This window comes from Streptomyces sp. TN58, from assembly GCF_001941845.1.
GTDB lineage: Bacteria > Actinomycetota > Actinomycetes > Streptomycetales > Streptomycetaceae > Streptomyces.
Genome location: NZ_CP018870.1, coordinates 7,103,159 through 7,121,979, shown reverse-complemented (window position 1 = coordinate 7,121,979; position 18,821 = coordinate 7,103,159). Strand labels below are relative to the sequence as shown.

Genomic DNA, 18,821 nt, shown 5'->3' with positions numbered 1-18,821 from the left:
GCCGCTCGGGCCTCCTCCTCCACCCCCTACCCGGGTATGACATCCGGCTTGGCTCCTCGGTCCGACGTGCGCGGTGGCGCCGTGTTCCTACCTTCCCCCTCGTCACGAGGAGAGGAGAAGGGGCATGCGCCGCTTCGGAAGGACGCTGGTCACGGCCGCGCTGGCGGTGGCCGTCGTCGGGGGGACCGCCGGATGGGCTTCGGGCGGGAGCCAGTCGGCGGTCACCGGGCCGCCGCCGGGCACCGCCGCCTGGCGGGCCGACACGGCGTACGGCCGGGCGCTGCCCGATCCGGCGACGGCGACACCGTACGAGGTGGCCCGGTTCTTCGCGGGGCTGGACGGTGCGGCCCGCTCCGCCCTCGTACGCGACCACCCGCTGGTGGTGGGCAACCTCGACGGGGTGCCGCTACCCCTGCGGTACGAGGCGAACCGGCTCGCCGTCGCCGGCACGGGTGAGGCGCGGTACGCGTCCCTGGCCGCCGCGGACCGGCGGATCCTGGCCTTCGACCCGCGCGGCCGGGGCCAGGTGGCCGAGGTGTTCGGGGATTTGGAGCACGCCGCGCACGTCTCGGTGATCGTGCCCGGCTCCGACAGCGACGCCGCTTCCCACGACGCGCGGCGCGCACCGTCCACGGGGCCGGCCGGTATGGCCCGGGCACTGAGCGCGGCGACCGGGGGCACGACGGCCGACACCTCGACGACCGACGCCTCGGTGGCCGTCATCGCGTGGACCGGGTACACCACCCCGGTCGGCGTGGGCCTCGACGCGGCCGACGGGCGGCTGGCCGCCGCGGGGGCCTCGCGGCTGGCCCGCCTCACCGCCGGTCTCGACGCGGTCGGCGCACCCGACCCGGTGCTGTTCTGCCACAGCTACGGCTCGGTGGTCTGCGGACTGGCGGCCCGGCACACCGACGCCTCGGACATCGTGGCCTTCGGGTCCCCGGGCATGCGGGCGGACACCGCCGGCGCCCTGCGCACCGGCGCACGCGTCTGGGCGGCCCGCAGCCCCTCGGACTGGATCGCCGACGTCCCGAACGTCCGCTTCGCCGGGATCGGCCACGGCGCCGACCCGACCTCCGCGGCCTTCGGAGCCAGCCGGGTCCCCGCCGCCGACGTACGGGGCCACACGGGCTACTTCGCCCCTGGCACGCAGTCCCTCGCCGCGTTCGCCGCGATCGCGAGGGGAGAGGCCCGATGAGCGCCTCCACCGTCCTGGCGCCGCTGCGGAAGGCCGCCGCACGGATCGACCGGCAGACCCCGGCCCACCGTGACCGTGCGGTCGACGGGCTGCGCGCGCTCGCGCTGCTGGCCGTGCCCGCCGGCCACTGGATGCTCGGCGGTTTCACGCTCGACGCGGACGGCGGTCTGCACAACGCCAGCCCCCTGTCGGCCTTCGGCGCCCTGGCGCCGGCGAGCTGGGTCCTCCAGACGCTGGGCATCTTCTTCCTCGTCGGCGGCTACGCGTCGGCGCTCTCCTACCGGCGCCGCCCTGGGTCGGCCCACGCCTGGCTGCAGGGCCGGATCGTACGTCTGGGGCGGCCCGTGCTGGGAGTGGCGGCGGTGTGGGCGCTGGCCGCGCCCGTGCTGTACGCGGCCGGGGTCCCGGAGGCGTCGCTGCGGACGGGGGCGAAGCTCGTCGTCCAACCGCTGTGGTTCGTCGGGGTGTACGTGGTGGTCACCGCGCTGACCCCGTACTGTCTGCGGGCCGCGCGCCGGCTCGGCGGCTGGGCGGCGGCCCCGCTGCTCGCCTCGGTCGCGGTGGTGGACCTCCTGCGGTACGGGCCGCTCGCGGCCTCCGTACCGTCCTGGCTGTCGCTGCTGAACATCCTGCCGGGCTGGCTGTTCGCCTACCAGCTGGGGGTGTCCTGGGGCGAGCGGCGCATCGGGCGGCGCGGGGCCTGGCTGCTGCTGGCCGGCGGGGCGCTGCTGTTCGCGGCGCTGCTGGCGGTGTTCCACTATCCGGCGTCGATGGTGGGGGTGCCGGGTGCCGCCCGGACGAACTCGCACCCGCCGTCGTTGCTGGTGCTCGCGCTGGCCTCGGCGCAGTCGGGGGCGGCGATCCTGCTGCGGGACCGGCTGGCGCGGCTGCTGGCCCGGCCGGCCCTGTGGGCCCCGGTGGTGGTGGTCAACCTGTGCGCGATGACGATCCTGTGCTGGCATCAGACGGCCATGCTGGCCGCGGCCGTGCCCGCTTCGTTCGCGGGCGGGGTGGCCGGGCTGACGACGGCACCGGACAGCCTGGGCTGGATCGTGGCGCGGATGGCGTGGGTGCCGGTGTTCGCGGGGCTTCTGGTGGTGATCGCCCGGTACGCGCGGCGCTTCGAGGCGCCACCTGCGGAGGGGCGGGGGGCGAGCGCGCTGCGTCGTGCGCTGCGCCGTGCGGCGGCCGGACTCCTCGCCGCGGGATTCGGGGCCTTCGCGCTGGGGCTGGCCTGATGCCGGTGTCCGCACGCCGGCCGGCCGGTACGCGGAGAGCGCCGCTCCCCTGGCGGAGCGGCGCTCTCCTCGCTTACGGGTGCTCCGCGTCAGGCGATCGAGGCGGCGACGATCGCGGCGACGGCGAGGTTGCAGGCGGCGGAGACCCAGACCGCCGGGTGGGGCTCGCGGTCCACGACGATGGCGCCGAGCTTGCCCGGGGTCACCAGGTCGAGCACGAGGAAGGCCACCGCCATCAGGACCAGGCCGAGGAGGCCGAAGGCGGCCGTCGACGCCAGGCCCTTGCCGAAGTCGTCGTAGGTGGTCCAGATCGAGGTGAAGACGATGCCGCCGATACCGAGGAGCGCGGAGCTGAGGAAGAGGGCGGCGTTGCGGTTGCGCTCCTCCCAGATCTGCTTCGGGAGCTTCCCGGGCGTCAGCACGTCCACGAGGACGATGCCGAGGATCAGCAGGACCAGGCCCAGGGCGCCGTAGGCGCTGGTGCGGCCAAGTCCGTTGATGATGTCGCTCATTGAGAAGCCTGTCTCCGATGGTGGGAAAATACGTTCCGTAGGGAGGCCGAATCTATCGCACGGCCTTCCCGCAGACCATGGGGAGGTCAGCGAATGGTAAAGGTCAGGGCCGCGCGAGCGGCCGAGGCGGAGGCCCTGACCGGGCTGGTGATGCGGTCCAAGGCGCACTGGGGGTACGACGCCGGCTTCCTGGCGGCGTGCGCGCCGCAGTTGCGGATCCTGCCGGACGAGGTGACGGCGCGCAGGATCGTGGTGGCCGAGGATCCGGAAGGGACGCTCCTCGGGCTCGCCTCCCTGGAGGGCGGCGCGCCGCTGGCGACGCTCGGGCTGCTCTTCGTGGAACCCTCCGCGATCGGGCGGGGCGTGGGGCGGATCCTGTACCGGGACGTGCTGCGCCGGGCCGTGGAGCGGGGTGTGCGCAGGCTGGTGATCGACTCGGACCCGCATGCGGCCGGCTTCTACCGGGCGATGGGCGCGGTCGCGGCGCCGGCCGCGGAGGCGCCGACGGGGACGCTGGTGCGGTTCGAGGCGGCCCCGGCCCCGCTCGCCGACTGGGCGCGGGCCTGGACCGGCGGCGGGCGGGCGGTGCACGTCGGCAACGTCGCGGAGTACAACGCGCAGTTCGCCGACCCCTCACTGGACCCCGACCAGTCGGCCGCACACCACTACTCCTGTCTGGCCGCCTTCTACAGCCCCTACCCGTCCGCCCTGGTGCTGCCCCGGGCGGTGCCCGCCGGCTGGACCGACCTGGTCTGCCGGCAGCTGGGCTGGACCGGGGTCGAGGTGTACGACGGCCTGGCGGAGCGCGGGCCCGGGCTGGTCGACGCGGTACGGGCCAGGCCGGCGCTGGCCGCGCGGCTGACGGGGGCCGGGGAGCCGCTCGTACCGTGGGGGCTGACCCGGCCGTTCGGGCTGCTCGCGGGGCGGCCGTGGCGGTCCGGGGAGCTGCGTTACGAGTCGAAGGCCGCCGCGCACGGCCTGTTTCAGCGGATCCTCGCGGAGGGCGGGCATCCCGGGATCGTGCTCCCCGCACAGGTACGGGCGGGCGGCCGGTGGGCGGCGGCCCGGCTGCTGGCGGCACGGGCACGGGCCGGCGAGAGCACCGTTCTGAAGTCGGAGCACGGGGTCGGCGGTTCGGGTACGACCGTGGTCACCGCCGGCCAGGTGCGTGCCGCGGGCGGCGCCCGCGCCGTCCTGCGGCGGCTGCCGCGCGGGCCGCTGCTGGTGGAGGAGTACGTCGAGGCGCCGGCGGATCCGGCGGCGGTCCGCGACCTGACGTACGACGGCTTCGTGGACCCGGCGGGCGAGGTCCACGAGGTCGGCGCGGCGCTGATGGACGTGACGGCGGGCGCCTACCGCGGGGCCACGGTGGGGCCCGGCTCGGTGCCGGAGTGGGCGCACGAGCCGCTGCTCGCCTTCGGTGCGGCGGTGGGCCGGGAGCTGGCGGCGTCCGGCTACCGGGGCTGGTTCGACGTGGACTTCGTCGTGGACGCCGAGGGGCGGCTCGCGCCGACCGAGGTGAACCTGCGGCTGACCGGGCCGTCGATCGCCTTCATGGTGGCGGCCCGGCTCGACGAGCTGCGGGGCGCGGGGCACCTCGTGCGGATCGCCGACCGGGTGGCGCTCGGGGCACGGCTGCCCGAGGCGCAGGTGGACGAACTGTGCGCGGACCTGGCCCGCGGGTGCGCGGAGCTCGGTGCGGTGTTCGTCCCCGCCATCCCGACGGGCGCCTTCGATCCGGCTCCCTGGCTGGGTGTGCTGGTGGCCGCGCGCGGTCCGGAGGCGCTGGACGCGGCCGAGGCGCTGGTCCGCACCCGGGCCGCGGCCGTGGGGGCGATGTTCGACCCGCCGGGGCCGGCCGCGCCCTGAGGCCGCCGCGGCCGGCCGGGGCCCGTACGCCGGCCGGGGCCCGTACGCCGGTGGTGTGCGGGCCGGAAGGATTTTGCTCCGCCAGCCTCAGTCGCTGTCCTCGAAGTCGAAGGGCGAGGCCGGTTTGCGGGCCACGTGAACAGCCAGGATGAGGCCCGCGATCATCAGGGGGATGTTGAAGGCGTAGACGAGGAGGGCCTGCAGGGGCCAGTCCTGTTTGGCCGCCAGCCGGTAGGCGTTGTCCTGCGGCCACCAGGCCAGCAGCAGGTAGCTCGCCGCGAGGTGGGCGGCCCGGACACGGCCCGGGGGCCGGCCGCGTTCCCGTCGTGCCATCAGGCGGTACCCGGTGGACAGGAACGCCAGCCCCGCGCCGAAGGCCAGGCTCTCCGCCACGTAGAGGAGGAAGAACAGGGCCGCCCACGGCTGGGGCACCGCGGAGAGGTCGGTGGAGCCCGGCCACAGGACGGGGGTGAGGATCAGGGTGAGGAAGCCGAGGGCGAACGTCATGCAGCCGGCGGCGACGACACGGCCGCCGTCCGGGTCTCCGGCGCCGGTGGACGACCGGGCGAACTTGCTCCCGTGGACGGCGGGCCGCTCGGACACGGGCCGGGTGGGCAGCGGCAGGGCCGCGCGGTCCTCCTGGCCGGCCCGGTTGCGCGGCAGGGCGCGGAGCTGGACGAGGATGGTCGGCGACACCTCCTTGAGGACGGTGCCGGCCAGGTGGTTGCGCAGGCCGTAGATCTGGGGCAGCGGCGCCGAGGCGTCCCAGGCCGGGTCGCCGGGCGGCGGGGCCACGTAGGCGACGAGGCGCCGCTCCCCGTCCTTGTCGACGCCTGCGACGAGGGCCGCGCCGATGCCCGGATGGGTGCGGATCGCCGCCTCGACGGCGTGGGGGTCGAAGGAGCCTCCGTGGAGGGGGATCCGGTCCCGGATCCGGCCGGCGTACTCCAGCAGGCCGTCGGGGCGGGACACGCCGAGGTCGCCGGTGGGTATCGCGTCACCGCCGCCGGGCGGCGCGAGGTGTATCTGCCCGCCGCGCAGGTGGACCTGGCATCCCGGGAAGGGGGTGCCCAGCAGACAGTGGCGTTCCGGTTCGCCGACGGGGGCCGGCAGCTGCGGGAGTTCGAAGCAGGTGCCCGCTCCGGCGGTCTCGGTGAGACCGTAGACGTTGAGGATGCGTACGCCGGGGCGCAACCGGGTGTGCAGGGCGTCCAGTTCGTCGAGGTGGAGGCGGTCGCCGGTGACGGTGGCCAGCCGCAGCGAGCGCAGCGGCCGCGGGCCGCTCCTGCGGTCCGCGGCGGTGGGGCGGGGGCCGTCGACCACCAGCGCGGCGATGCCCGCCGGATCCGTGTGCAGGACGGTGACCATCTGGAGGTCGACCGCCGTACGGACCTGTTGCGGCGACCCGGACGGCCAGGACGGCCCCGGGGGCAGGACGAGGCTGCCGCCCGTGCACAGGGCCCGGGTCCAGCCGGCGGCGAAGGCGGTGACGTCCGGCCGGGCGGTGATGAGGTGCACGTCCTGCGGAGTCGGCCGCAGCAGCTCGGTCCAGCCCTCGTGGGCGGCGAGCAGCAGGGCGTGGCCGGCGGGCACGGGGCGCGGTGTGGAGGACGCCGTGAAGAGGACGGCCGCGCCGGGCGGCCTGGCGGCTCCGCCGGCCGCCTGTCCGGCGTCGGGTGCGTGGGCGGGCCGGGCGGCGATCTCGGTGGCGTCGTCGTCGGTCCGGATCGCGCGCAGGCCCGTGCCGGTGTCGAGGGCTGCCCGGTGGGGCGCGTGGGTGAGCAGCGCGAAGGGCTCGAAGGGCTGCAGCGCGGTGAGCTGTTGGCGGCCGGTACGGGGCGTTTCGGCGTCGACGACGGCGTACACCCCGCCGGCCTTCAGGACGGCGAGGATGCCGACGACGAGTTCGGCGGGCTTGGCGGTGCCGATGGCGACGAGACCGCCGGGCGGCAGGCCGCGGGCGAGCAGGTGGTGCGCCAGCCGGTTGGCGCGGGCGTCGAGCACCCCGTACGGGAGGCGGTTCTTCGTGCCGGCGATGAGGGCGGGTGCTTCGGGTGTGTCACGCGCCCAGCGTTCGAAGTGGTGCAGGACGGTGTCTGCGGTGCCCTGGGTGAAGCGGACGGACTCGGATCCCTGCGTCATGGACCGATGATGCCACCGGGCACCGACAACGGAGGAGCCTGGAAACGGCTTGCCGGTCAAGGGAGTTGCCCGGCGGCGCCGCCCCGCGGGTCCTGGCGGGTCGCCCGGTCGGGGGGTCCCCGGCCGAACCCTTGACCTCGACTTTGGTTGAGGTCCTAGCGTTCGGGTCATGGACATGGAAGTCACCGCTTGGACCTCACTGCACAGCGCGATCAACGCCCAGCAGGACCGCCGCCCCCTCTCCCGGGCCGGTCTGCGCCGCGTGGCCGCGTTCGCCCGCCCGCACCGCCGCGGGCTCGTTCTCTTCCTCCTGCTGAGCGTGGTGACGGCCCTGTTGGCGGTGGCCACGCCGGTGCTCGCCAGCCGGGTCGTCACCGCCGTCGTGGACGGCCGGGACGGCGCCGTGGTGACCCGGCTCGCCCTCTTCATCGCGCTGATCGCGGTCGCGGAGGCGGGGCTCGGGCTGCTGGCCCGCCGGCTCTCCGCCACCCTCGGCGAGGGGCTGATCCTGGATCTGCGGACGGCCGTCTTCGACCACGTGCAGCGGATGCCGGTCGCCTTCTTCACCCGGACCCGGACCGGCGCCCTCGTCAGCCGCCTCAACAACGACGTCATCGGCGCGCAGCGGGCGTTCAGCAACACCCTCTCGGGCGTCGTCGCCAACCTCGTCACCCTGCTGCTGACCCTCGTCGTGATGCTGGGCATCTCCTGGCAGATCACCCTGCTGGCGCTGGTGCTGTTGCCCGTGTTCGTCCTGCCGGCCCGCCGGATGGGGGCGCGGATGGCGGCGATGCAGCGGGAGGCCTCGGCGCTGAACGCCGCGATGGGCACCCAGATGACCGAACGGTTCTCGGCGCCCGGCGCGACGCTGGTCAAGCTGTTCGGCCGGCCCGCCGACGAGTCCGCCGAGTTCGCGGTCCGGGCGGCACGCGTACGGGACATCGGGATCCGCACCGCGATGGCCCAGTCGGCGTTCATCACGGCCCTCACCCTGGTCTCGGCGCTGGCCCTCGCGCTCGTCTACGGACTCGGCGGGTACTACGCCCTGCGCGGGACCCTGGACGCCGGCTCCGTCGTCGCGCTCGCCCTGCTCCTGACCCGGCTGTACGCCCCGCTGACCGCTCTCGCCGGGGCCCGCGTCGAGGTGATGAGCGCGCTGGTGAGTTTCGAGCGGGTCTTCGAGATCCTCGACCTGAAGCCGCTCATCGCGCAGAAGCCGGATGCCCGGCGGGTGCCGGAAGGGCCGGTGGCCGTCGAGTTCGACCGGGTGTCCTTCGGCTACCCGTCCGCCGACAAGGTCTCCCTCGCGTCCCTGGAGGAGGTCGCCGTACTCGACGCCCGGGGCGGTACGCAGGTCCTGCACGAGGTGTCCTTCCGCGCCGAGCCCGGCCAGATGATCGCACTGGTGGGTTCGTCCGGCGCCGGCAAGTCGACCATCGCCCAGCTGCTGCCGCGGCTGTACGACGCCGACGCGGGCGCGGTCCGGCTCGGCGGGGTCGACGTACGGGACCTGACGGCCGACTCGATCCGCGAGACGCTCGGCATGGTCACCCAGGACGGGCACCTCTTCCACGAGTCGGTACGGGCCAACCTGCTGCTGGCCCGCCCGGACGCCACCGAGGAGGACATCTGGGAGGCGCTGCGCCGGTCCCGGCTCGACGGCCTGGTCGCCGCGCTGCCGGACGGCCTGGACACGGTGGTCGGTGAGCGCGGCTACCGGCTGTCGGGCGGTGAGCGGCAGCGCCTGACGATCGCGCGGCTGCTGCTGGCACGGCAGCGGGTCGTGGTCCTCGACGAGGCCACCGCGCACCTGGACTCCACGTCGGAGGCGGCGGTGCAGGAGGCGTTGGGCGAGGCCCTGGCGGGCCGGACCGCCGTGGTCATCGCGCACCGGCTGTCCACCGTGCAGGCGGCCGACCTGATCCTCGTCGTCGAGGACGGCCGGATCGTCGAACGGGGCACGCACACCGGGCTGCTGGCCGCGGGCGGCCGGTACGAGGAGCTGTACCGCACGCAGTTCGCCGCGGCGGACACGCCCGCAGGAATCGAATCCGGCGGCGCGGCACCGGTGCGGGGCGCATGATGCTGTGATGGACATCAAACTGGAACTCGTCGCCGTGCCCGTCACCGATGTCGACCGGGCCAAGGCCTTCTACGAGAAGATCGGCTTCAACGCCGACCACGACGTCACCGTCAGCGAGGACATCCGCTTCGTACAGCTGACCCCGCCGGGGTCGGCCTGCTCGATCGCGATCGGCAGGGGCCTCACCCGGATGACGCCCGGATCCCTCGACAACATGCAGGTGGTCGTCACCGACATCGAGGAGGCCTACGAGGACCTGCGCGGCCGGGGTGTCGAGGTGACGGAGATCCAGGACCTGCCGTGGGGCTCCTTCGTCTACTTCTCGGACCCGGACGGCAACGGCTGGGCGGTCCAGCAGATCACGCCGCGCAAGTCGGCGGAACCGGGCGCGTGATGCCCGTCGGCCGCGGCCGGCGCCGGGCGGGACGCCGCGTCACACGGTGCGGGGAGCACGGTGCGACGCGGCGTTCGGCGGGGTCAGGCCTGCGCCGCTGCGTGGTGGTGGTCGAGCTCCCAGGCGTGGTGCTTGAACTCGTGGCGGAAGTCGGCGTGGTCCTCCCACTGGCGGGCGATCCCGCGCAGCACGTCCCAGTTGTGCTCGACGGACTGGTCGATCACCCGGCGCATGGCCGGCTCGGCCGCCTCCCGCTTCTCGATGAGGCCCTTGACTGCCGAGGCCTCCAGGACGGAGTTGCGCAGCGCGCGCAGGGCGCGCGAGGTGTCGTCCATCGAGAAGCCGTGCTCGCTTCCCGTGGCCTCGTCGAACAGCGGGGTGAGCCGCGCCTCGATGAAAGCGGTGATCCGCTCGAAGTGCTGCACGTCCATCGGGGGCTCCCTCTCCTGCCGGGCCGCCGCGCGGCCGGCGTCTCCACTGCTTGTGCCGTTCGCGGACATTATCCCCGACCGCCCCGCAGGCGGCTCCGGTGACCGGACGCGGCGCGGGCGGACGGAGCCGCGCACCACGCCCTACGGAGCGAGCAGGACGTCCAGTTCCTCCAGCGCGCCCACCGCTATCCGCCGGGTCAGGGTCTCGGCGCGGGCGGCGTCGCCCTCGCGGATCGCCTCGGCCACCTGGACGTGCAGCGTGACGGCGGCGGGGTCGGGGTCGTGGAACATCACCTCGTGTTCGGTGCGCCCCGTCAGGACCTCCGCGACCACGTCCCCGAGGCGGGCGAACATCTCGTTCCCGGAGGCGTCCAACACCACACGGTGGAAGGCGATGTCGTACCGCAGGTAGTCGTCGAGCCGGTGCCCGCGTGAGGTGCGGACCATGCCGAGGGCCGCAGCGGTGAGGTCGGCGCAGTGCCGGGGGGTCGCCAGGGTCGCGGCGAGACCGGCCGCCACCGGCTCGATCGCGGAGCGCAGCACGGTGAGGGAGCGCAGCTGCCGGGGCCGGTCGGGACCGGCCAGCCGCCAGCGGATCACCCGGGGGTCGTAGACGTTCCACGCGTCGGCGGGGCGCACGGTGACGCCGACCCGGCGGCGGGACTCGACCAGGTGCATCGACTCCAGGACGCGGACGGCCTCGCGCACCACGGTGCGGGAGGCGCCGAAGCGTTCGGCCATCTCGTCCGTACGCAGGACGCTGCCGGGCGGGTACTCGCCCGCGGCGATCGCGAGGCCGACGGTGTCCAGCACGTGGGCGTGCAGGCCCGGTCCCGGACCGTTTTCGGCGCCTTGGGTGGTCATGGCGCAAGCGTACGGTTGACGCCCCGTCGGCAAAAGATGTGATGTCTTCGCCCTGAGGCTTGAATACGTCGTACTTAATGCGCTTCAGTGGTGCTTCACGAACCGGTGTCGACGAGGACAGCGAGGTGGACGTGGGCACCCAGCGCGTCGTTGTGATGATGGGCGTGGCCGGCACGGGCAAGACGACCGTGGGCCGGCTGCTCGCGGAACGGCTCGGCCTCCCCTACGCGGAGGGCGATGCCTTCCATCCGGCCGCCAACATCGCCAAGATGGCAGCCGGCCACCCCCTGGACGACGCGGACCGGTGGCCCTGGCTGGACGCCGTGGGCGAGTGGATCCGCAACCGTGCCGGGACGGCGTGCGGCGGGGTGATCGCCGCGTCCTCGCTCAAGCGGGCCTACCGCGACCGGCTGCGCGCCGCGGCCCCCGGGGCCGTCTTCGTACACCTCACCGGTGAACGCTCGCTGATCGAGGAGCGGATGGCGGCGCGCAAGGGCCACTTCATGCCCACCAGCCTGCTGGAGTCGCAGTTCGCCACGCTGGAGCCGCTCCAGGGCGACGAGCTCGGCGTCGCGGTGGACGTGTCCGGTGCCCCGGAGGAAGTCGCCGAACGTGCCCTGGCCGCGCTGCGCCGGCTCTGGGAAGCCGCCGGGGACTGAGGGAGCGTCATCACGGCCGGTCCCGGCCGTACGCGCTCCCCGCCGTCACCGGTCGCGCAGTTGGGCGGCGGCGAGGGCGAGGCCGCCGGCCGCCCTCCCGCAGCGGGTGGCCAGGCTGTCGACCTCCGCGCGCAGGGCTTCGGCGTCCCGGCCCTGCCACCCCGGTGAGCAGGCCGCGGCTCCCCGCAGCCGGACCGCGTGAGTATGCAGGGCGGCGGCGTGGTCGTGCAGGCTCCCGCCCGGGGGGCGCGCCGCCGGCCGGTACGGCTTCGGCGGCCGGTCGGCGGTCCTGCGCCGGACGGGCCCGCGCTCGGCGGCCGGCGTCGTCGGTGGCCTTGCGGGCAGGCCGGCGCCGCGGTCGCAGAAGGCCCACAGGGCGGCGGCGAGTCCAAGGAGCGGGCGGGCCGTCTCGGCCCGGCCGGTGGCGACCTGCCAGCCGGCGTGGTCGTTGAAGGGGTTCGCGTCGGTCAGGGCGTGCCAGGCGAGGATGTCGGCGAACGACGGCGCCAGCAGGGAGAAGGCGTGCTCGGCGCCGCGCTCGTGCATGATGCCGCGGAACAGGCCGGCGGCCTCGGCCTGGCGGCCGGCTTCCACGGCCCGCAGGACCGCCGCGGTTCCGGCGTCCGCCAGGAGTTCGGGACGGTCCGCGCTCGCGGCCCGGATCCTGGCCTTGAGCCCGCAGACCGCGATGCTGACGGCGAGGCTCTCCCGGCCGGCCAGGACCCCCGCGAGGCGGCCGGCGCGGGCCGCGCCCCGGCCGCGCGCGGCCCAGCCGAGACCCGCCGGGTCGGTGAGGGTGCGCAGCAGGGTGCGCCAACCGCGCCTGCTGTGCCCTCCCCTGGCCAGCGCTGCGGCGGGCAGGCGGGTTCCGAAGGCCAGGCCGGAGGCGTAGCGGGCGGCCTCGCCGACCGCGTCGGCGGCCTCGGCGAGGGCTCGGCTCGGGGCGTCGAGCTGGTCGACGTCCGGGGCGGGGGACGCGGAGGTCACAGCGTCGGACATGGGTTCCTCATGGGGTCGGCAGGGGTCAGGGGATCGGAGGGACGGGCACGCGGCGCGGCGCGGCCGGTGCGCCGGCGCCGTCAGCGGCGGGTGAGGGTGAGGCGGACGCCGTGCGGGTCGAGGGTCACGGGCAGTGGTCCGACGGGGTCCAGGACCGGGCGGGTGCCGGTGATCCGGTGCCCGCGCAGCACCCCGGCGCAGAAGGCCGCCGTGATCATCAGCCCGAGCTGGTCGCCGGGGCAGCGGCCGCCGCCGTGGCTGAAGGGCGCCATCCGGATGTCCCGGTCGGCGGCGGGGTTCTTCCACCGGCCCGGTACGAAGACGTGGGCGGCCGGGACCCGTTCGGGGTCGCGCTGGTGGAACGCGGCGGGCAGCAGCACGGCGGTGCCGGCCGGGTGGCGCACTCCCCGCCATTCGGTCTCGGCGCGGGTGACGCGGACCAGGTCCGGCACCACCGGGTACAGGCGCAGCGACTCGCGGACGCAGGCGCGCAGCCTGGGGAGTTCGCCGCGGCCCGGCCAGGCGGCGGCCTCGGCGGAGGCTTCGGCCGCGGCCGCGTCCTGTTCACAGGGGTGGGCGCCCAGCAGCAGGAGCGTACGCAGCAGGGTGGCGGGCACGGCGTCCATGGCCAGGAGCCAGAGCCGGGCCTCGTCGGCTGGGTCGACGGCTCCGCCGGGGTCGGCGGTGTCGAGGGGGGCGGCGTGGCGGGCGGCCCGGCCGACGAGGGTGTCGTCCCCCGCGTGCCGGGCGTACTCGCGGATGCGTGCGCGGACCTTGTCGCGCACCGCACGCGCGGCCCGTGTCCGGCCGCCGCGCAGCCGCCCTTCTCCGGCGCGCAGTTGGGTGAGCCATCCGGCGAGTTCGTCGTCCTCGGCGGCCGGGTCGCCGAGGACGACGCGCCGGGCGGCCCGGCTCACGGCGTGCCGGGCGCGCTGGAGTTCGAGTGTGCCGGTGGCGGTCAGGTGCCGGGCTTCCTCGGCGACGACGGTGAGGATGGGGCCGGCGGCGGGGTGGACGGGCAGCCCGGCGGCCAGTACGTCGGCGCTCATCCGCCGCCGGTCCGGGCGCGGTTCGCCGCGGGCGCAGCCGGGGCCGTCGCCGTCCCGGCCGGCCTCATGCGTGCTCAGGTCCGGGCATGTGCGGGGCGCGTCGGCCGCGAGGACGCTGAGTGGTTCGCGGTAGAAGCGGCGCAGGTCCTGCGGGTCGAGGAGGACGAGGACCGTCTGCCCGGCCCGGGTGCGGACGAGCGCGGGCGCGTCTCCGCGGCGTGCGCGCAGGGCGCGGAGCGCGGCGGCGGAGGCGCGCAGTTCGCCCGGGCGGCGGCGCAGGGGGCGGTGTCGGGCGGCGGCGGTGAGCAGGGCGCCGAGCGAGGCGAACACGGCGGTCGCGGCAGCGGGGGTCCGGGCGGGCGCGAGGGCCGCGTCGGGACCGGCCGGGCGGGCGGCGGGGGTCCTGGGGAGAGCTTCCACGGGTGTCCGCCGGGCGGGGTCCTCCGTGCGGGGCGGGGCGGCGGGCCCGCGGGCCGCGAGCGGCGCTCCGTTCCGGGTCGGGCGGCCGGAGCCTGCCGCGGGACGGGGGCGGCCGGCCGGTGCGGCGGGTGGCCGGGGCTCGCCCCGCGTGGACCGCACCGGCAGCCCGGTCCGTAGCGCGAGGGCCCGTACCCGGGCCCTGAGCCCGTCGAGGGCGGCCCCTTGGACCGTACGCATCCGTGTACCTCCGCGGCGGGAACGAGACAACGGCCGGTGACATCGGCATCACCGTACGTCCCGCTCGCGCGGTGCGCGCTCCGAGCGCTACGGCCGGGGGATCCCGTCCGACCCGCTGCCGCGGGTGGATGCGCCGGGGGCGAAGACGGCTTCGCCGAAGGCGGTGCGCAGCGGGCCGCCGGCGGCGGGGAGCAGGACCGCCCAGCGGTGGTGGCGGGGGGAGACCCAGACGGCGGGGCCCGGGTCGGTGTCTGCGTGGTGGGTCCAGACGCCGTGCGGGGCGGGGTGCCAGAGGAGTCCGCGGGCGGGGGTGAGTTCGCCCGTGCGGATGCGGAGGGATTCCGCCGTCCAGTCTCGGGTGAGGGGCGGCGGGTTGGATGCGCCGCCCGGCTCCGCCGCGGGTCCCGCCGCATCCGGGGCGCCGGCGGTGCTCGGGGCGCTCAGGTGGAGCAGGTGCGCCAGGAAGAGGGCGAGGTCGGCGAGGGGCGCGTGGAGGGTGCCGTCGGCGAGGCGGGTGCGGGTCATACCCAGGGGGTGCCAGACGCGTGCGGCCGCGAGGTCGGCGAGGGCGCTGCCGGAGAGGTGTTCGACGAGGCGGGTGAGGGCGGCCGTGCCCCCGGGGTGGGTGAGGAGCTGGTGGGCGGTGGTCCCGGCGGGGGCGCCCGCCGCGGCCTGGTCCCCGTATGCGGCCAGGGGGGTGTGCAGCCGCAGCGCGCCCTCGTCGACGAGCGTCCCGACCACCGGCCACAGGGCGAGGACGGCGGTGAGGCCGCCGACGTCGTGGCACTGCTGCTCCCCGTCCGAGCTCGCGAGGGTGCCGTCGGGTCCGCCCACGGCCCACACCGCCCCGGGATCGGCGGACTCCACGAGGGCCCGGACGGCGTATGCCTGGTCGCTCAGGAGCGTCATGGTCGCTCACGTTAGCGACCCGCGACGCCGGCCTCCGGCAGGTCGCGCCGACGGGCCGCTCCCGCCACTCGAATGGGCCGGAGCGGCCCGGGGGACCGTGTACCGGTAGGACGGAGGGGGCGGGTGCCGGTCGGCACCCGCCCTTCACCGGGTCAGCCCTTGTCGGGGCGGTCGGTGACCCGGAGGGTGTTCAGCAGGGGCTTGCCGAATCCGGAGTGCGTCACGAAGCGGATGTTGAGCACCCCGTCCGTGACGGTGACCGTGTACGTGCGGGTCAGGGCCGTGTAGGTGCCCGCCTCAAGCGCGATGTCGAGGGAGGGCAGGACCTGCGTGCCTTCGGCGAGGACGTCGAAGACGCGTTTGTCCGGCTTGGTGGAGGACAGCTCGGCGAAGCCGAGCTCCACCGTGTAGGTGCCGTTCGGCACGTTGTCGAAGCGGTACTCGTACATGCCCTCGCGGGCGTTGCGGAAGAGCCGCTGCTCGTCGGTGCCGGCGATGGTGCGGCCGGTGGACCGGACGGTGCCGTTGCCCTGGTACCCGTACGAGCCCGGCGTGTACTTGCGGTCCGGGGACCAGGCGTCGCCGAGGGCGTCGGTGGAGCCGTAGCCGGATCCGGCGTCCAGGCCGACCTGGTAGCGGGGGACGACGACCTTGACCGGGACGATGAGTACCGGGGTGCGGCCGCTCGCCGAGGTGATCTTCAGGTCGGCGGTGAGGACCGTGCCGGGGGCCAGTCCGCCCGTGTCGACCGAGAGGGTGACCGGTGCCTTCCCGCCCGTGGGCAGGTCGCCGCCGGCCGGTGCGGCCGTCAGCCATGCGGCGTCCTCGGACACCGTGAACGCCGTGCCGAGGCCGGGGTTGGTGAGTTCCAGGGTGCGGGTCCGCTGCCCGCCGGCCGGGAGTACGACCTCCAGCGCCGGGGTGGACGCGGTCACCCTGCCGGTGCGCAGGGACTGCGTCACCGTCGTGACGTCGGCGGCCCTGACCTCCACCGTGGCCGTGGCGGGCTCGTACTGCGCCGCCGTGAGGGAGACGGTGCGCGATCCGGAGGGGCTCTGGACGACGTACCCGCCGTCGGCGGCGGTGGTCGCGGAGACCGCGCTGTCGCCGGTGCCGACGGTCACGGTGGCTCCGGCGACGCCGTTGCCGTCGTTGGCGTCGAGGACCCGGCCGGCGACGACGCCGCTCTTGGTGGTGCGGAAGGCGACGGACAGGCCGTCGGTGATGACCGGGGTGCTGAAGGAGTACGTGAAGGCGTCGGTTCCGGTGGCGTTCTCCACGCCGACCGTGGCGGTGGAGCCGCCCTTGATGCCCGTGCCGCCGGTGTCCTTGTAGGAGTAGGTGACGGTGCCGTCCTCGCCGATGGCGGCGGAGAAGGAGAACTTGTCGGCCTGCGCCGACCAGTGGGACACCTGGCGCCACTCGATCACGTAGCTGCGGTGCGGGGCGGTGCCGGTGACGGCGGTGAAGACGCCCGAGCCGCTGCCGGCCGCGCCGACGACCAGGTCGTCCCAGAAGGGGTAGAGGGCCGCGTTGGGCGTCGCCGTGCTCGGGAGGTCCCCGTTGATGTCGCCGGTGTGGTTCCCGCCGAAGCTGACCGTGCCGTTGGTGCCGATCCAGGCCTGGGCGTACGTCTTTCCGTACAGCGGCAGCGGGAAGGGCAGGTCGACGCGTTCGGTGGTGTTGTCTCCGGTGAGTGCGAGCTGCCGGCTGCCCGCCGTGTACGGCCGGTCGCCCGCGGTGGCGCAGGCGTGGCCGTAGCCGTCGGTACGTTCGGGCAGGTTCACGGTGACGGTGGTGTCGCCGCCGACGGTGGCCTCGGCGGTGCCGGGGCTGAGGCAGCGGGAGGGGTGGGTGGCGTTCACCCGGTAGGTGCCGTGCGGGAGGGTGACCTCGAAGCGGCCCTGTGCGTCGGTGGTGGCGGTCACCGGGGTGTCGGCGATGGTGACGGCTGCCCCCGCGGCCGGGCCGGAGGGTGCGGCGACGGTGCCGGTGACCTTGCCGGAGGGGGCCTGGGTGAGGGTGAAGTCGCCGGTGGCGGTGGCGTTCTCGGTCACCGTGGCGGTGGCGGTCTGCTGCCCGTAGCCGAACTTGGCGGCGGTCAGGGTGTACTCGCCCACCGAGAGGGCCGGGAAGCTGTAGCTGCCGTCGGCGGCCGTGGTGGCCGTACGGTCGATGGGTCCGTCGGCGGTGACCTTCACGCCCGCGAGCGGCCGGCCGTCGGAGCGGACGGTGCCGCCGAGCGCGCCGAGCGCGCCGCGCGGGGCCGCTTCGACGGCGGCGAGGACGTCGAGCCGGCCCTCGCCGAAGACGTTGTTGTCGGCGGCGCTGCCGCCGCACTGGGCGCTGTCGGTGTCCAGGGCGGTGCCGTCGAGGAGGGACTCGGTCTGCGCGACGTCGCCTTCGAGGGACGGGGCGGCGGACCACAGCAGGGCCACGGCCGCCGCGGTGTGCGGTGAGGCCATGGAGGTGCCGGAGAAGGCCTCGTACGCGCCGCCGGGCACGGAGGAGCGGACGTTCACGCCGGGGGCGGAGATGTTCGGCTTGACGATGCCGCCGGGTCCGGCGCCGCGGGAGGAGAAGGAGGCGACGGCGTTGTTGATGTCGAAGGCGCCGGAGCTGTAGGAGCTGGCGTAGTCGCCGGGTGAGCCGCTGGTGGAGCAGCCGGGTCCGGCGTTGCCGTTGGAGAAGGCCGGGAAGATGCCGGCGGCCCGCCAGGTGTCGACGATCTGCTGGTACCAGGTGTCGCCGCCGCTGCCGCCCCAGGAGTTGTTGACGATGTGCGGGGCCAGGTCGGGCCGGGGGTTCTGTCCGTCGAGGTCGGTCGGGGCGACGATCCACTGGCCGGAGGCGAGCAGCGAGGCCTCGGAGCAGGAGTTGGACTCGCAGCCCTTGGCGGCGATCCACTTCGCGCCGGGGGCGACGCCGATCTTGTTGGCGCCGCCGTCGTCGCCGACCATCGTGCCCATGGTGTGGGTGCCGTGGTCGTTGTTGTCGCAGGGTGCGGCGCCCGCGCAGACGCCCGCCGGGTCGAACCAGTTGTAGGCGTGGGAGTGGGTGCCGTCCGCGTTCCGGCCGCGGTACTGGCCCGCCACGGCCGGGTGCGTGAAGTCGACGCCGCTGTCGATGTTGGCGACGACGATGCCCTCGCCGCGGACCCCGATCCGGTCCCACACCTGGGGCGCCTTGATCCGGTCGATGTTCCACTCGACGGCGTCGGCGACGGCCTTCTCGCGCTCGCCCTCGGCGGGCTTGGGGAGGTCGACCTTGTCGTCGGCGTCGATCCGGGCCACCTCGGGGCGCTGGGCGAGGGTGCCGGCGAGCTTTTCGGTGCCGACGACGCGGACGGCGTTGACGATCCAGTACGAGGTGTACTCGGCCCCGGCGCCTTCGAGTGCCTTGACGACGTCGGCCTGGCTGCGCGCGGCGTGCTCCTTCTTCGTCCTCAGCACGGTCTCGGCCTTGGCGGCGCGGGTCTGCTGCTTCCCCGCGGCGGTGAGGTCGGCGGCGCTGTCGAGGTAGACCCAGAAGACGGCCTTGGCCGCGCTGTCGAGCTGGGCGCGGAGCTTCGGTTCGATCTTGCGCTCGGCCGCGCTCGGCGCGCCGGTGCCGGGGTCGGGTGCGGCTGCGGCGGCTCCCGCGCCGAGCGGGAGCAGCAGGACGGAGGTGAGGGCGGCGAGCGCCGTGCGTAAGGACCGGGCGGGCCGTGCGGGCCGGGCCGGCCTTGTGGGCCGTAAGCCGCGTGGGGGCCGCTTGTCGCGTTGGGCCACGTGTTGTCTCCTCGTACGCCGTGTGCGGGATGTGCGGGAAGGGTGCG

General features: G+C 75.2%; 14 protein-coding genes. 6 read left to right on the top strand and 8 right to left on the bottom strand.

The genetic code is table 11. From position 1 onward, the window contains the following. The first annotated feature begins 124 nt into the window (after positions 1–124). Together BSL84_RS32265 and BSL84_RS32260 are read left to right on the top strand one after the other, a co-directional pair. Positions 125–1,198 (top strand): alpha/beta hydrolase, encoded by a 1,074-nt coding sequence (locus BSL84_RS32265; RefSeq protein ID WP_045322671.1) that lies wholly within the window; start codon positions 125–127, stop codon positions 1,196–1,198. After that, complete coding sequence (locus tag BSL84_RS32260; RefSeq protein WP_075971799.1) at positions 1,195–2,436, top strand: acyltransferase family protein; 1,242 nt, start codon at positions 1,195–1,197, stop codon at positions 2,434–2,436. The genes BSL84_RS32265 and BSL84_RS32260 overlap by 4 nt, the downstream gene beginning before the upstream one ends. A gap of 89 nt (positions 2,437–2,525) precedes the next feature. On the opposite strand, the gene BSL84_RS32255 is transcribed toward BSL84_RS32260, so the two are convergent. Next, the gene (locus BSL84_RS32255; protein ID WP_030030303.1) at positions 2,526–2,948 is read right to left on the bottom strand and encodes a DUF350 domain-containing protein; all 423 of its coding nucleotides are present in this window, start codon (positions 2,946–2,948) and stop codon (positions 2,526–2,528) included. A gap of 93 nt (positions 2,949–3,041) precedes the next feature. On the opposite strand from BSL84_RS32255, the gene BSL84_RS35800 reads away from it, so the two are divergent. After that, positions 3,042–4,817: a GNAT family N-acetyltransferase gene (locus BSL84_RS35800; protein ID WP_075971798.1), complete on the top strand. Its 1,776-nt coding sequence runs from the start codon at positions 3,042–3,044 to the stop codon at positions 4,815–4,817. An 87-nt stretch (positions 4,818–4,904) separates the two neighbouring features. Here the strand turns inward: BSL84_RS35800 and BSL84_RS32245 are convergent, their stop codons facing one another. Then, a complete protein-coding gene (locus BSL84_RS32245) occupies positions 4,905–6,959 on the bottom strand; it encodes an AMP-binding protein (RefSeq protein WP_045322673.1) in 2,055 nt (684 codons plus the stop codon). A gap of 169 nt (positions 6,960–7,128) precedes the next feature. On the opposite strand from BSL84_RS32245, the gene BSL84_RS32240 reads away from it, so the two are divergent. Together BSL84_RS32240 and BSL84_RS32235 are read left to right on the top strand one after the other, a co-directional pair. Next, complete coding sequence (locus tag BSL84_RS32240) at positions 7,129–9,042, top strand: ABC transporter ATP-binding protein (protein WP_045322674.1); 1,914 nt, start codon at positions 7,129–7,131, stop codon at positions 9,040–9,042. A gap of 7 nt (positions 9,043–9,049) precedes the next feature. Next, a complete protein-coding gene (locus tag BSL84_RS32235) occupies positions 9,050–9,436 on the top strand; it encodes a VOC family protein (protein ID WP_030037408.1) in 387 nt (128 codons plus the stop codon). An 83-nt stretch (positions 9,437–9,519) separates the two neighbouring features. Here BSL84_RS32235 and BSL84_RS32230 read toward each other — a convergent pair whose 3' ends face one another. After that, on the bottom strand, positions 9,520–9,867 hold the full coding sequence (locus BSL84_RS32230; RefSeq protein ID WP_030037409.1) for a hypothetical protein: 348 nt from the start codon (positions 9,865–9,867) through the stop codon (positions 9,520–9,522). A gap of 141 nt (positions 9,868–10,008) precedes the next feature. Next, positions 10,009–10,731: a FadR/GntR family transcriptional regulator gene (locus BSL84_RS32225; RefSeq protein WP_030037410.1), complete on the bottom strand. Its 723-nt coding sequence runs from the start codon at positions 10,729–10,731 to the stop codon at positions 10,009–10,011. A gap of 131 nt (positions 10,732–10,862) precedes the next feature. On the opposite strand from BSL84_RS32225, the gene BSL84_RS32220 reads away from it, so the two are divergent. Continuing rightward, complete coding sequence (locus BSL84_RS32220) at positions 10,863–11,390, top strand: gluconokinase (RefSeq protein ID WP_075972346.1); 528 nt, start codon at positions 10,863–10,865, stop codon at positions 11,388–11,390. 45 nt (positions 11,391–11,435) lie between these two features. On the opposite strand, the gene BSL84_RS32215 is transcribed toward BSL84_RS32220, so the two are convergent. The 4 genes from BSL84_RS32215 to BSL84_RS37550 all read right to left on the bottom strand — a co-directional run bounded on the left by BSL84_RS32215 (position 11,436) and on the right by BSL84_RS37550 (position 18,774). Next, positions 11,436–12,389: a hypothetical protein gene (locus BSL84_RS32215; RefSeq protein ID WP_075971797.1), complete on the bottom strand. Its 954-nt coding sequence runs from the start codon at positions 12,387–12,389 to the stop codon at positions 11,436–11,438. 80 nt (positions 12,390–12,469) lie between these two features. Then, complete coding sequence (locus tag BSL84_RS32210; RefSeq protein ID WP_159393601.1) at positions 12,470–13,858, bottom strand: cytochrome P450; 1,389 nt, start codon at positions 13,856–13,858, stop codon at positions 12,470–12,472. Between the two features lie 324 nt (positions 13,859–14,182). After that, complete coding sequence (locus BSL84_RS32205; RefSeq protein ID WP_075971795.1) at positions 14,183–15,004, bottom strand: hypothetical protein; 822 nt, start codon at positions 15,002–15,004, stop codon at positions 14,183–14,185. A 152-nt stretch (positions 15,005–15,156) separates the two neighbouring features. After that, positions 15,157–18,774: a S8 family serine peptidase gene (locus tag BSL84_RS37550; RefSeq protein WP_075971794.1), complete on the bottom strand. Its 3,618-nt coding sequence runs from the start codon at positions 18,772–18,774 to the stop codon at positions 15,157–15,159. Positions 18,775–18,821 lie beyond the last annotated feature (47 nt).